We start from the raw sequence: 12,717 nt of genomic DNA, 5'->3' as shown, positions 1-12,717 counted from the left end.
TCAGGCGGGTGGCTTGGACCCGGTCTACTGGTTTTCCTTCGACTGCCCCATGATCTCCTGCGCGGTGAAGTTGATGCCGCAGGTCGGAAAGGCATTGCCGACGAAGAAGTTGTCGGATTGATCGGGATAAAAGTCCTGGCCTTCCTTGAAGTTTGGATCTTCAACAATTGCCAGCGGCAGCTTGATGGATTGCGGCACAACCTGTCCTTCAAGCGCAGCGATCGCCGTCTTGATGGCAACCGCCACCTGTGCGGGGCCTGTACCGGCGGAGGAGCATTTCAGACCCTCGGCGGCATGTTTGGCGCAGAACTTGCGAAAGCCGTTCTCAGTCTCTCCCCCGAAAGGCACAAAGGGATGTCCGGCATCGATCATCGCCTGGACGACGCCGGTATCGCCGCCCTGCGCGGTGATCCCGTCAAATTTCTTGTGCACGGCAATTGCGTCGGCGGTCGCCTTTTGTGCTGTCGGATCGTCCCATTTTCCGAGCACTTCGACGACATCCCATTTCTTGCCGGTCGCAGCAAAGGTTTCGTGAATGCCGTTGTGACGGTCTGTGTCGACCGAGGTACCGGGAACGCCGCGCACTTCCAGAACCTTGCCGCCGTCAGGCAGATGCTTTGCCAGCCAGTTTGCCCACAATACGCCAAGGCCCTTCTGGTCGACGTTGACATTGATTGCGTCTTCGGTGTCCAGGATGTTGTCGAAGGCGACCAGGATGACGCCGGCCTGCTTGGCACGCTTGATGACCGGTCCGAACGCCGTCGGGTTCTGGGCATTGACGACGATGGCGTCATAGCCTGAATCGATGAAGTTGTTGATTGCCGAGATCTGCGCAGGCACGTCCTCGCCGGTCGAAACAACCTTGAACTCCTTGAGTTTCGATGCGACCTCCGGCTGCGACGCATAGGCTTTCGCCGTCTGGATCATCTGGATTCGCCAGGTATTGGCGATATAGCCGTTGGCGAGCGCTATGCGGTAGGGGGCGTCCTTCTTTGGAAATTTGAAGAACTTAGTTTCTGCCGTCCACGGCACGAAGCACTCGGCTTCGGCCGCAGGCCCGCTGACGATTTCCGGCTCGGCGAGTGCCGTGGATTGGGAAAGCGTGATTGCAGCCGCGGCCAGGATGCCGCCGACCAATGTCTTGTACATCGAATCCTCCCATTGTTGCCGTACTTGGAATGGCGTCGAATGGGTGTCGGCATCATCGACCCTCCGCTGCGGTTGTTTTGTGCAGTCGGTGCCGGTCCGGCAAGGCATGTCGATACGCTATCCAGATGACGTCAGACGGGCTCCTCCCCTGCGTCACGAAGGCAATGCTAGCGCTGGCAACCATGATTGTAAAGCGGCCCGGGTTGACCTGCTCTGCTAGGGAATCTTGCGTTTCTGCAGCGTTGCGGTTTTGCGTGCGCGATGCCTAAACCGAGATTGGTGGCGGTCTTTTGCTGCGGCCTTTGTGCGGACAGGACGGTTACTCCGGAACGAGAGATGCCACAACCCAGCGGCGTGAAGACCGTCTGTGCCCATGCGGTTGTTTGAAAACATGGCCATCCCACCGTGGGGTTTTCCCCATTTGGAGCATCGCGCGTCAGGCAAAGCGTGGTGCAGCATATTGCGTATCCAATATTGATAGGAAGAGCTTGCGGAAGCGCTGCGCGCCAATTCTGGCGCCGGCAAGTGTTGATGCCCAGGTTTGACGGTGCCATTGTCGGGATCTGGCTCTTTTCGTAGATGGACAGGACAATGGCATTGGCGGGAGGCGAGGCGGTCTTCAGGCGCTGGAACAAGATTGTATGTTCAGGGGATCGTCACCACGATTGCCGTGCAGGCGCTCTCGCCCTCACGGCGATAGCTGTGCGGCACACTTGAATCGAAATGCATGGCATCGCCTTCGTTCAGGGACGTCTCTTCGCCGTCGACATCGACAGTCAGCCGGCCGCTCATGGCGTAGATGAACTCCGCGCTGCCATGACGGTGCGGTTTTGAAGGCTGGGTATTGGCGGAAAACTCCGCGAAGTAGGCGTCCATGCGCCGTTCGCCGGCCGGATAGTTCAAGCTTTCGAAAAGATAAAATGGCGTCGCCTCGTCTGGCGGGCTTGGAAGCCGCAGACGCTCATCCCTTCTGGTCACGGTAACCAGCGGCCCTTCCTTGTTGAAGAAGTAATCGAGATCGACGCCGAAGACCATCGCGATCCTCAGCAGCGTTGGCAAGGTCGGAAACAACTGACCGCGCTCGATCTTCGAAAGCATCCCGGGCGACAGGTCCGTATGGGTCCCAAGTTGCACCAAGCCCATCTTCTTATTCAGCCGCAGCGTCTTTATGCGCGGCCCGATCCTGTAGCGCTCGAGTTCGCCAGCGAGTGTGTCGGATAGCATTTTATCAACTCCTTTTCGTCAGGCGATAAGGTGTCATGCCAAATGTTCCCGTCAAGACAAAACTTATTATTGTCACGAAAATATTACTGGTAGGAAAAAGAAATTTCATTAAACGATAATTCATGCGTCTCGGATTGAGGCGCGTTTGAAAACAGGGAGCATGACAATGAGGATGAAACGCGTATTCGCAGCCGCTGTGGTTGCCATTGCAGCCATCGGACTCCAGGCGCAGGCTGCTGAAAAGGACATCGTCGATACGGCAGTGGAGGCCGGCCAGTTCAAGACGCTTGCCTCGGCGCTCGACGCTGCCGGGCTCGTTCCCACCCTGAAGGAACCCGGACCGTTCACCGTCTTTGCGCCAACCGATGCCGCCTTTGCCAAGCTGCCCGCCGGCATGGTGGCGGAGTTGCTGAAGCCGGAGAACAAGGAGCAGCTCATCGATATCCTTACCTACCACGTCGTTCGCGGAAAAGTGATGGCCGCCGACGTCATCGGCGTCGACGAAGCGAAATCGGTCAACGGCAAGATGATCGACGTCGAGACAATGGGTCGTTCGGTCAAGGTCAATGACGCAAACGTCACCGCGACCGACATCGCTGCTTCCAACGGCGTAATTCACGTCATCGACCGGGTGATTTTGCCGCCGAAGGGCTGATCGCCATTCCCCCGCGTGGCCCGGCCGAAGGCGCCGTCGCCTCGCCCGACAGACAACCATGGAGAATGACATGAAGTTCTTGAATATTCTGACGCTCGCCCTCGTCATCGTCGGCGGTCTCAACTGGGGCCTCGTTGGCCTGTTCGGCTTCGACCTGGTCGCCGCGATTCTTGGGGCCGGCTCGGCTCTTGCCCGCACCGTCTACACGCTGGTCGGACTGTCGGCGGCATGGCAGTTCCGGCCGTTGGTTTTTGCAGTCGGCGCGGGGGAAATTGCTGCGCAGCGTGGCCGATAGATCTGAAACGAGAGGCTGCTCGACATTGCGAGCGGCCGCTCGGCATCGTAGCGACAGGGTTCCAACGGATATGATTTCCCTCCTCATGCTTCTTGGATTTGCACTGGCCACGTTCGCCGCCGGTGCCATCGGTGCGCTCTTTCGTCCGGGAAAATGGTATACGCGGTTGGATAAGCCGGCTTGGCGCCCGCCGGATCGGTACTTTGCGCCCGTGTGGATGCTTCTTTACGGGACGATCGCACTGTCCGGGTGGCTGGTCTGGCGGGAGGGCGGATTGCCCGAGGTCGCTTTGCCACTCACCGTCTACACGCTTCAGCTGATGCTGAATGCAGCCTGGTCACCGATCTTTTTTGGTCTTCATCGGCTCGACCTGGCCTTCTTCGAGATTATTGTGGTCTGGCTCTCCATCGCGGCCACCATCTTGCTGTTCTACCCGATCAGCACGGCAGCAGCGCTGCTGCTCCTGCCCTACCTGGCATGGGTAAGCTTCGCATCGGTGCTCAACTTCGCGATCTGGCGGCGCAACCCACTGCCGGTGCGTGTCTAGAAGGGAGTGCACTCCTTGGGCGCCAGATGGATCGAGGTGAATGACCGCATGCAGCAGGGTTACCGCTACGCCCTTACGGCAGCGACGGGATGCGAGTTCCATGCAGAATTCCGGCCGGGCCTCATGCCGCCGGACATGTTGGCGCTTGGGCTCTTCGCCGGCAAATACATGACTGACTGCCGGCAAGAATTTCCTGAAAGCTGGTTCGGGCAAGCTCGCCTTTCGCCGGTTACCCGCGATCCCTCGCTCAACTACTTTGGTGTTGACGCCAGTCAGCCTCTCAGTGTCTGGCGAGCAAAGGGCTGGATCCATCCAGACGATCCGAGGGGCTGGTTTCAGTGGTATTGTCGCTATTTCCGCGGCCGCAGGATGCCCGGCGAGGACGAACGTCAGATCGGCCGCTGGCGGGCCATGCGGCGACACATCGCCCAGATCAGGCACCATTGCGAGCCCGGCGATCTCTGGTGTCGCCGGCGCCAGCGGCAGGCGCTGCTTCACTGGGCCTATGACAGCCGGAAACTGTAAAGCAGGCGCCACTTTCAGATGCAAGAATTCCATGTCGTTCGCCGCGCCAGGCATATTGCCCCCTCCGGCCCCCACGGCGGCATGGGAGGCGGGCCCCGAACGGCCCGGTCGGTCTTTTTCGCCAAACGGCCGCTAGATTTGGGCGTGACGGCAGCAATGACTTGGTCGCAATCTGCCTTCCGCAGTGCCGGCTGTGTCCGCTCGAGCCTCCCTCTGGCTCCTTACGGCGACGAGCAGGACAATGGCATGGGCGGGAGACGAGACAACGACGACGTCGTCCTTTCGAGCGGCGAGAGCGCATGGCGGATCGTCGCGGGTTCGAGTACCGACGGGAATGCGAATTCGGATTCATTTGTCTCGATCGATGCAGCTCCGTTCAAATCTGCCCGGATTTGGCTGCTGCGAACTGACTGCGGACGATGCCGTGGCGCTGGAGCTTGTCGTAAAAAGTCTTGCGCGGTATTCCGAGCTCCGCAATCGTGCGGCGCACGTCGCCGCCATTGGCATCGAGCGCCTCACGGATGATGCTGGCCTCATAGCGGTCCAGTCTCTCGGGCAGGGGAAGGCCTTGTCCCGTATCGGGAGGCGACGCTTGGCTACCTGCCGAAGCCTGCTCAACGCCGAGGACGAAGCGTTCGGCAAAGTGCGACAGTTCGCGCACGTTGCCTGGCCAGTCGTGACCCTGCAAATGACGTTGAATGGCTGACGAGATCGCCGGAACTTCGCGGTGAAACCGGGAGGCCGCGCGCTCGGCAAAATGGCCAAAGAGGAGGGGGATGTCGTCCCGGCGCTCTCGAAGCGGCGGGATCGAGATCGTGACCACATTCAGCCGGTAATAGAGATCCTCACGAAAATTCCCGCGCTGTTCCGGGTCTGAAAGATCCACCTTTGCGGCGGCGACGACGCGCAGATCAACGGGTCTGACCTCATTGGTGCCCAGCGGCGTCACTTCCCGCATCTCGAGAACGCGCAGCATGTGCACCTGGGTCGACGGCGGCATGCTTTCGATCTCGTCGAGAAAAAGCGTCCCGCCGCTTGCATGCTCAATACGCCCGACGCGCTTCTTTTGCGCTCCGGTAAAGGCGCCGGGTTCATGGCCGAAGAGCTCGCTCTCTATGACCGTCTCCGGCAGAGCTCCGCAGTTGAGGGCAACGAAATTGCCCGATGCTCTGCGGCTCCATCGATGCAGCAGGCTGGCCACCACTTCCTTGCCGCTGCCCGTCTCACCCGTGACGAGCACGTCGACCTCGGTATCGGCGATCTGGCGCAAGGTCCGGCGCAGCCGCTCCATCGTCGCTGTCTGGCCGATCAGCGGCAGGTCGTCCCGAGCCTGATCGGCGGCCCGGCGCAGCGCTCTATTTTCCAGAACGAGAGCGCGTTTTTCCACCGCCCTTCTGACTGATTGCACCAGCCGGTCGGTTGCAAACGGCTTGGTGATGAAATCGTATGCGCCGTCCTGAATGGCCTTCACCGCCATGGGAATATCGCCGTGGCCGGTGATCAGGATGACCGGCAGGTCCTCGTCTTCCTTCCGCACGCGATCGAAAAGCTGCAGACCGTCAATCTGCGGCATGCGGATATCGGAAACGACCGCGCCTGCATGATCGGCGCTAAGGGCACCAAGGGCTTCACTGGCGACCGAGAAGGCTGAAACTTTAAAGCCCGCAAGCTCCAAGGTTTGCTTGGTCGCCCGCAGCAGGTCCTTGTCATCGTCGATGAGAAAGATCGATAACGCATCCCTCATGTCTTTGCCCTCATAAGGTGGACTGTAAAACATGTGCCGTTGCCGCTGCTTGTGACATCGATCCGGCCGCCGTAATCGGCAACGATGTCCTTTGAAATGACCAGCCCGAGGCCCAAGCCTTTTTCCTTGGATGTATGAAACGGCGTAAAGAGAGTGTCGAGAATTGCCGGTGGAATGCCGGGTCCATTATCCGACACGGCGATGGCGACCTGCTCGGGCGTAGCTGCAACGGATACCTCCACCTTCGCATCGTCGCGGCCTTCGAGCGCCTCAAGGGCGTTCTGGAACAGATTGATCAGAATCTGCTCCAGCCGGATCCGATTGCCCATGACGAAGAGACCCGGTGGCGGCATCTGAATGTCGAGTGCGTTCAGCTGCCCGGCAAACCGGCTCTTCAGCAAGACGACGGCGCCTTCGATGATGGTGCTAAGCTCAACGGGCTCGGCAGCCGTCCTACCTTTGCGCGCAAAGGCTTTCAATTCCTCGGTAATCGTGCCGATTCTTTCGGTGAGCTGAGCAATGGCACCGAGATTCTCCTCGGCCGGACTTGGCTCTTTGCGCTGCAGGAAGACGCGGGCGTTGTCGGCGTAAGCGCGGATCGTGGCAACCGGCTGATTGATCTCATGGGCTACGCCGGCTGCAACCTGCCCGAGGATGGCGAGCCGGTTTGCCTGCACGAGCTCCTGTTGCACGATCTGCAGCTTCGCCTCCGTATCTCGATGATCGGAAATTTCCGCCTGCAGGCGATCGCGAGCACGGCTCAATTCATCTGTCCTGGCAACGACCCGGCGCTCCAGTTCCTCGCGCATGGCCTGTTCGCTGGCGATCCTCATCATGGATACCTGCCGCCGTCTCAGCAAAACGGCAGCGATTGCGACAATGGGCAGCAAAAACGCCAGTGCGATAAGCCGCATCTCCCGCACAGCCGAGGCGACCGGCGCTTCGGTTGGAACCAAATATTCCAGCCGCCATGGCGTCGTGGGAACCGCCGCAAAGAGGCGCAGATACTGGGCCTCTCCGCCCCCGGGCAGGACCGCAGAAACAATGGCTGCGTCCGGGCCGATGGTTAAGGGATGCATGATGGGAAGCTCAGCCAGCGGTGCATCTCCGAACTGCAGGCTGCTTCGAATGGATGCAAGATCCTGCTGCGGTACCGGCCCGGTGGTCATGAAACGCCAGGAAGGAATGCTGGTGATCAAAACGACCCCATGGTTGTCCGTCACGTAAACGGGCCGGCTTGCGTCACGCCAGTCACTTTCCAGACGGTCGAATTCCATTTTGACGACAACGACCCCGAGTGGAGCGGCCGCACTGCCGACCCTTCGGGAGATGTAAAGGCCGGGGCGTTTGCTGACGCTGCCAAGGGCGAAGTGCTCCGCCGTGCCTTGCTCCATCGCGCGACGGAAATAGTCGCGGAACGCGTAGTCGTTTCCCACGAAACTGGTGGACTGGCGCCAGTTGCTTGAGGACACGGCTATGCCATCGGGACCGATGACATAAAGCACGGCGGCTTGCGTGTCGGTGACCAGCCGCTCCAGCTTGCGGTTTAAGAGATCAGTTGCGCCGCTCTTTGCAGATGAGAGCGCGTCAAGAACCTGTTGATCCTCCGAAAGGAGTAGAGGCAGGGCGCGAGGGCGCTCCAGAACGGCCGTCAGCAAAGCGACCTTGAGATTGGCATCGGTGCGGGCACGGCTTTCCAACGCTTCGATCGCCGAACGGCGCCCGTAAAGTTCGGCGCCGACGAGCGCTGCCGCAATCAGCATCGCAGATGCAGTTAGAAAGAAGATCCAGGCCCGACGCGCCTGCCGAATGACATCCGGCGGAGTTCGAACTTTGTCAGTGGTTGACCGCTGAAGCATGACCAAGAATGTGCGTATTCTCGCACAATGGTCAAATCATTTTGTGCGAAAAGGCGCCCAGCTGAATTCGCTTTCCCGATCGGATTGTCGAAAACATACGAAAAAACAGGGGTTTAGGGGCGTGGAAGCAAACTGGCATGGCCGTTGCAATGTGTCTGCAAACAGCCGGGTGGCTGTTGAATTACCAGATATCCGCATCATCCGCCCCGGGAGGCCGTTTTTCGGTTTGGGGCTTTATGGAGGACACTATGGGTGTAGCAATTCCAGCCTCGCCGGCGCGCGGCAAAGTTCCATTCTACCGGCATCTCTATGTGCAGGTCGTTTTCGCGATCTGTGCAGGCATTCTTCTCGGGCACTTCTACCCCGAACTCGGCACGGCGCTGAAACCGCTGGGCGATGCCTTTATCAGGCTCGTCAAGATGATCATCGCGCCGGTCATTTTCCTGACGGTGGCAACCGGCATCGCCGGGATGTCCGATCTGCACAAGGTCGGGCGCGTCGCCGGCAAGGCGATGATCTACTTCCTCGTCTTTTCGACGCTCGCACTTGCCGTCGGTCTTGTCGTTTCCAACGTCATCCAGCCGGGTGCGGGCATGCATATCGATCCGGCCACGCTCGACGCCAAGGCGGTGGCGACCTATGCCGAAAAGGCCCACGACTCGACCATCACTGGCTTCTTGATGAATATCATCCCGACGACCATCGTCGGTGCTTTCGCCGACGGCGACATCCTGCAGGTGCTGTTCTTTTCGGTGCTGTTCGGTATTGCGCTTGCCATGGTCGGCGACCGCGGCCGGCCAGTGGTGGATTTCCTGCAGGCTTTGACGACGCCGATCTTCCGCCTCGTTGCGATCCTGATGAAGGCGGCCCCCATCGGAGCCTTTGGTGCGATGGCTTTTACGATCGGCAAATACGGCATCGGTTCGATCGCCAATCTTGCCATGCTCATCGGCACCTTCTATCTGACGTCACTGCTTTTCGTCTTGATCGTGCTTGGCGGCGTTGCCCGCTACAACGGCTTCTCGATCCTGGCGCTGATCCGCTACATCAAGGAGGAACTGCTGCTTGTCCTGGGTACGTCGTCGTCGGAAGCAGCCCTTCCCGGTCTCATGGCGAAGATGGAACAAGCCGGCTGCAAGCGCTCCGTCGTAGGCCTTGTGATCCCGACCGGCTATTCCTTCAATCTCGACGGCACCAACATCTACATGACGCTGGCAGCCTTGTTCATCGCACAGGCGACGGACACGCCGCTGTCCTTCGCTGACCAGATCCTGCTTTTGCTGGTAGCAATGCTGAGCTCAAAGGGTGCTGCAGGCATCACCGGCGCGGGCTTCATCACGCTCGCTGCCACGCTCTCGGTCGTTCCGTCGGTTCCCGTCGCCGGCATGGCGCTCATCCTCGGCATCGACCGCTTCATGTCGGAATGCCGCGCGTTGACGAATTTCGTCGGAAACGCAGTCGCCACCGTTGTCGTCGCTCGCTGGGAGAACGAACTGGATCAGACAAAGTTTGCTGCAGCAATGGCCGGTGACCTGCCGGAAATTGGTGACGTGACCGTCCCCTCACTTCAGGCTGCCGAATAACGCCTGAGCTTTCAGCGACAAGTCGCCGCGCTCTGACGAGGGCGCGGCTTTTTCGCGCCTCCACAAAGGCGGGCATGGTGGAATTTTCTGGCTCCTCAATGTAACGCCCAACCTTAAGGCGAGGGGCCGCGCGTGCCGAGGAGATGACAACGTCTCAGGCGACAGAGGCTCACAGCCCTCGGCTGAAGCCATGACGGCGGCCAGAGCGAAACCCCGCCGCCCGTCGGCTGATCTGGCCGTTGGGAAATGCCTGGTCAGCAGACGGCCGCGCGGATCCAACCATGCCGCGCGGCCGTTCTTGAAGAGGTGGTTCAGGACGGCTGGGAGGGCACCGTGTGGCCCTGCCGCCTCTTCACTCCGCTGCGATTTTTTCAATTTCGTTTGCCTGAACGATATGCTCAAGCAGCGCCGTTTCTTCCGGGTTGAGATCGATAAGCGGCGGACGGACGGGGCCGGGGTCCCGGTCACGCACCCGCAGCCCGGCCTTGATGATCGAGACAGCGTAACCCTTCTTGCGATTGCGCAAGGCCACAAAGGGAAAGAAGAAAGTCTTCAGGATTTCGTCAACGACAGGCTGATTGCCTGAGCGAAGCGCCTGATAGAAACGCTGGGCAAGCGCCGGTATGAAGTTGAAGACCGCCGAGGAGTAGGTGGTGACGCCGGCTGCAAAATAGGCCTGCGCATACACCTCATGCGTCGGCATGCCGCCGACATAGACCAGACGGTCCTGAAGCTTGGTGGTAATTTCGATCACCTTGTCGACATCACCTACGCCGTCTTTAAAGCCGATCAGGTTCGGGCACTCATCGCAAAGCCTTGCAATGCTGTCGGCCGTCAAGACGGCATTGTCACGGTTATAGACGATGACGCCGATGCCGACCGACTTGCAGATGGCCTTCACATGGTCGATGAGGCCGGCTTGTTCGCTGAACATCAGATAGGGCGGCAAAAGCAATAGACCGTCTGCGCCGGCCTTCTCGGCGGATTTGGCGATGTCGATTGCAAGCGAGGTGCCGTATCCGGCGCCGCAGATGATCGGTGTTTTCCCGGCCGATCCTTTTGCCGCCGCCACGACGCAAGGAATTTCCTGCGGATTGAGCGAAAAGAACTCCCCGGTGCCGCCCGCGGCGAATAAAGCGGCCGCGTCGTAGCCGGCCAACCATTCGATGTGTTTGCGATATGAATCCTCGTCGAATTTGAGTTCTTGATCGAAATGCGTGACCGGGAAGGAGAGGAGCCCGCTGCCTACCGCTCGCTTGAGTTCTATTGGATCCATTGTTCATTCCTGTTTGATGTTCATAGGTGAAGGGAATGCGGGATCGGCTTAGATTGAGGCCGTCTCAAGCGCTTCGACGAGCGCTGCGATGTAGCCGTAGCAAAAGGCAAAGGCCACGCCGGAAGGATCCCTGCCGCTGATCGTCGGGACGTGATCGGGCATCAGCATGTACTTGTAGTCAACCTCCTTGTAGATCCGTGCAGAGCGGACCATGTCCATGTCGCCCTCGTCGGGGAAGGTTTCCATGAAGGACAGTTTTCCGCCCTTGATGTTGCGGAAGTGAACATTGAAGATTTTTCCGCGCGTTCCGAACCAGCGGATGACCTCTTCGATTTCTTCGCGCGGATTCTCGAGCATCTCGCCGATCGACCCCTGGCAGAAATTCAGTCCGTGATAGGGACTTTCGTGCATGGTCACGAACTTCTTCAGGCCGTCGACAGTCCCCAGGACGCGGGTGACGCCGCGATAGCCGGGGGGCGTGTAGGGATCATGCGGATGGCAGGCGAGCCGCACGCGATTGCTTTCGGCAACCGGCACGACACGCTGGAGGAAATAATCGATTCTTTCCCAGTTCTCGTCCTCGGAAAGCGTCCCGGCAAGACCGGGCGCTGCTCCCTGATCGGCTTTTTCCCAGCGAAAGGCCTCGTTCATCGAGCCGCCGCGGCCCGGCTCCATCGGCGTGCGGGGGATGCCGATCAGATTGAGGTTATATTTTGCCGCTGGAATGCCTGCCGCGGCAATATCCTCGATCAGTCTGCAGACGGCATCGATCTGACGATCACGTTGGGGACCGGCAAGCAGAATATCTGGATAAGAGGCCTTCTCGATCGGCCGCGAGGGAAGGGGCAGCTGAACCATATCAAGGATCAATCCGAAGCTCTCGATCTTGTCGCGGTGGCGTTCGAGATCATCAAGAGACCAGCTCGCAGGCGGTCCGGGCGGGTCGGCGCAGATATGCTTCAGCCCGAGCTGCGCGAAAACACGCAAATCGTCGTCGTCGCGAACCGCGACCTGGGTCCCAACATACATGTTTTGAAATCCTCTCCAAATTTCAGAAATGTCATATGACATAATATGAATTCCGAGAGGTGTCGAGTGGCTTATCGCTGTTCGGCCAGCTTCCGGTAGCGCCGCTGGCTGGCAAGCAAATGCGCCCGCATGGCCTGCCGCGCCCGCTCGGGTTCCTGATCCGCAATGGCCTCAAGGATCTCGACATGTTCTGCGTGGACCTTCTCGAGATAGGCACGATCATGGGCCTCGGGCAGCGTTGGAAACTGCCCCCTGGGGATGGACCGAGGGCCAAAATGCCGCAATACGTCGACATAGAAGCGGTTATTCGTCGCCGCTGCGATCGCCATATGAAACTCGTAATCTGCTTCGACCGTGGGGGCGCCATCCTCGATCATCTGGGCCATCTTGCGGTTGGCTGCACGTATTGCAGCCTCCTGTTCAGCTGTTCTTCGATAGGCCGCAATTGCGGCCGCCTCTCCCTCCGTGGCCATACGAAATTCAAGCAATTCAAGGGTTTCCGGGATGCTCCTGATTTCGATCGGCGTTAGCGAAAATGCCTTTTGCGCAGAAGGATTGCTGACGAACACTCCCTTTCCCTGGATGGGTCGGACATAGCCGGCTGAGCGAAGATCGGCGATGGCCTCGCGAACAACGGTGCGGCTTACACCAAAAGTCGCCTCCAGCTGCGGCTCGGTGGGCAACTGGTCTCCCTCTTTAAGCTTTCCTGACTCGATCTGGGCACGCATCTGATCGATCAACTGCTGCGCAAGTCTTTCCCGGCTCCGTCGCATTTTCAAATCCCAACCCTCACAGCGCCTGTCGCAAATGCCCATGGGCGGCTCTTGCCAA

Annotated in this window: 12 protein-coding genes; 5 read left to right on the top strand and 7 right to left on the bottom strand. The window is 59.4% G+C overall.

What is annotated here, in order from left to right:
* Positions 1-24 precede the first annotated feature (24 nt).
* Positions 25-1,149 carry a sugar ABC transporter substrate-binding protein gene (locus tag EV130_RS17380; RefSeq protein WP_074064333.1) on the bottom strand — a complete coding sequence of 375 codons (1,125 nt, stop codon included), beginning with the start codon at positions 1,147-1,149 and terminating at the stop codon, positions 25-27.
* Between the two features lie 645 nt (positions 1,150-1,794).
* The gene (locus tag EV130_RS17375) at positions 1,795-2,373 is read right to left on the bottom strand and encodes a helix-turn-helix domain-containing protein (protein WP_132550870.1); all 579 of its coding nucleotides are present in this window, start codon (positions 2,371-2,373) and stop codon (positions 1,795-1,797) included.
* A 172-nt stretch (positions 2,374-2,545) separates the two neighbouring features.
* Between EV130_RS17375 and EV130_RS17370 the strand changes: the two genes are divergently transcribed.
* From EV130_RS17370 to EV130_RS17355, 4 genes are all read left to right on the top strand, one after another.
* Positions 2,546-3,028, top strand: coding sequence for a fasciclin domain-containing protein (locus EV130_RS17370; RefSeq protein ID WP_420493406.1), 483 nt, complete (start codon positions 2,546-2,548; stop codon positions 3,026-3,028).
* 70 nt (positions 3,029-3,098) lie between these two features.
* Positions 3,099-3,323: a DUF378 domain-containing protein gene (locus EV130_RS17365; RefSeq protein ID WP_074064335.1), complete on the top strand. Its 225-nt coding sequence runs from the start codon at positions 3,099-3,101 to the stop codon at positions 3,321-3,323.
* A gap of 70 nt (positions 3,324-3,393) precedes the next feature.
* Positions 3,394-3,870: a TspO/MBR family protein gene (locus EV130_RS17360; protein WP_132550868.1), complete on the top strand. Its 477-nt coding sequence runs from the start codon at positions 3,394-3,396 to the stop codon at positions 3,868-3,870.
* Positions 3,871-3,918: 48 nt separating this feature from the next.
* Entirely contained in the window at positions 3,919-4,395 is a 477-nt protein-coding gene (locus tag EV130_RS17355) for a hypothetical protein (RefSeq protein ID WP_165918541.1), read from the top strand.
* 376 nt (positions 4,396-4,771) lie between these two features.
* Here the strand turns inward: EV130_RS17355 and EV130_RS17350 are convergent, their stop codons facing one another.
* Together EV130_RS17350 and EV130_RS17345 are read right to left on the bottom strand one after the other, a co-directional pair.
* Positions 4,772-6,139 (bottom strand): sigma-54-dependent transcriptional regulator, encoded by a 1,368-nt coding sequence (locus tag EV130_RS17350; RefSeq protein ID WP_132550864.1) that lies wholly within the window; start codon positions 6,137-6,139, stop codon positions 4,772-4,774.
* Entirely contained in the window at positions 6,136-7,998 is a 1,863-nt protein-coding gene (locus EV130_RS17345) for a sensor histidine kinase (protein ID WP_074064338.1), read from the bottom strand. Before EV130_RS17345 ends, EV130_RS17350 begins: the two co-directional genes overlap by 4 nt.
* A gap of 248 nt (positions 7,999-8,246) precedes the next feature.
* On the opposite strand from EV130_RS17345, the gene EV130_RS17340 reads away from it, so the two are divergent.
* Positions 8,247-9,581: a dicarboxylate/amino acid:cation symporter gene (locus EV130_RS17340; RefSeq protein ID WP_074064339.1), complete on the top strand. Its 1,335-nt coding sequence runs from the start codon at positions 8,247-8,249 to the stop codon at positions 9,579-9,581.
* 352 nt (positions 9,582-9,933) lie between these two features.
* On the opposite strand, the gene kdgD is transcribed toward EV130_RS17340, so the two are convergent.
* The 3 genes from kdgD to EV130_RS17325 form a co-directional block, all read right to left on the bottom strand.
* Positions 9,934-10,857, bottom strand: coding sequence for a 5-dehydro-4-deoxyglucarate dehydratase (kdgD, locus tag EV130_RS17335; RefSeq protein ID WP_074064340.1), 924 nt, complete (start codon positions 10,855-10,857; stop codon positions 9,934-9,936).
* A 48-nt stretch (positions 10,858-10,905) separates the two neighbouring features.
* Positions 10,906-11,886 carry a mannonate dehydratase gene (locus EV130_RS17330; RefSeq protein WP_132550860.1) on the bottom strand — a complete coding sequence of 327 codons (981 nt, stop codon included), beginning with the start codon at positions 11,884-11,886 and terminating at the stop codon, positions 10,906-10,908.
* Between the two features lie 71 nt (positions 11,887-11,957).
* A complete protein-coding gene (locus EV130_RS17325; RefSeq protein WP_132550858.1) occupies positions 11,958-12,659 on the bottom strand; it encodes a FadR/GntR family transcriptional regulator in 702 nt (233 codons plus the stop codon).
* Positions 12,660-12,717: the final 58 nt, after the last annotated feature.

It is taken from the genome of Rhizobium azibense (genome assembly GCF_004342325.1).
Lineage (GTDB): Bacteria > Pseudomonadota > Alphaproteobacteria > Rhizobiales > Rhizobiaceae > Rhizobium > Rhizobium etli_B.
This window is presented reverse-complemented; position numbering and strand designations above follow the sequence as displayed.

Coding starts and splice junctions, on each gene's coding strand:
- EV130_RS17365 (WP_074064335.1), top strand. CDS start 3,099: ATGAAGTTCTTGAATATTCTGACGCTCGCCCTCGTCATCGTCGGCGGT.
- EV130_RS17370 (WP_420493406.1), top strand. CDS start 2,546: ATGAAACGCGTATTCGCAGCCGCTGTGGTTGCCATTGCAGCCATCGGA.
- EV130_RS17375 (WP_132550870.1), bottom strand. CDS start 2,373: ATGCTATCCGACACACTCGCTGGCGAACTCGAGCGCTACAGGATCGGG.
- EV130_RS17350 (WP_132550864.1), bottom strand. CDS start 6,139: ATGAGGGATGCGTTATCGATCTTTCTCATCGACGATGACAAGGACCTG.
- EV130_RS17325 (WP_132550858.1), bottom strand. CDS start 12,659: ATGCGACGGAGCCGGGAAAGACTTGCGCAGCAGTTGATCGATCAGATG.
- EV130_RS17360 (WP_132550868.1), top strand. CDS start 3,394: ATGATTTCCCTCCTCATGCTTCTTGGATTTGCACTGGCCACGTTCGCC.
- EV130_RS17340 (WP_074064339.1), top strand. CDS start 8,247: ATGGGTGTAGCAATTCCAGCCTCGCCGGCGCGCGGCAAAGTTCCATTC.
- EV130_RS17355 (WP_165918541.1), top strand. CDS start 3,919: ATGCAGCAGGGTTACCGCTACGCCCTTACGGCAGCGACGGGATGCGAG.
- EV130_RS17380 (WP_074064333.1), bottom strand. CDS start 1,149: ATGTACAAGACATTGGTCGGCGGCATCCTGGCCGCGGCTGCAATCACG.
- EV130_RS17330 (WP_132550860.1), bottom strand. CDS start 11,886: ATGTATGTTGGGACCCAGGTCGCGGTTCGCGACGACGACGATTTGCGT.
- kdgD (WP_074064340.1), bottom strand. CDS start 10,857: ATGGATCCAATAGAACTCAAGCGAGCGGTAGGCAGCGGGCTCCTCTCC.
- EV130_RS17345 (WP_074064338.1), bottom strand. CDS start 7,998: ATGCTTCAGCGGTCAACCACTGACAAAGTTCGAACTCCGCCGGATGTC.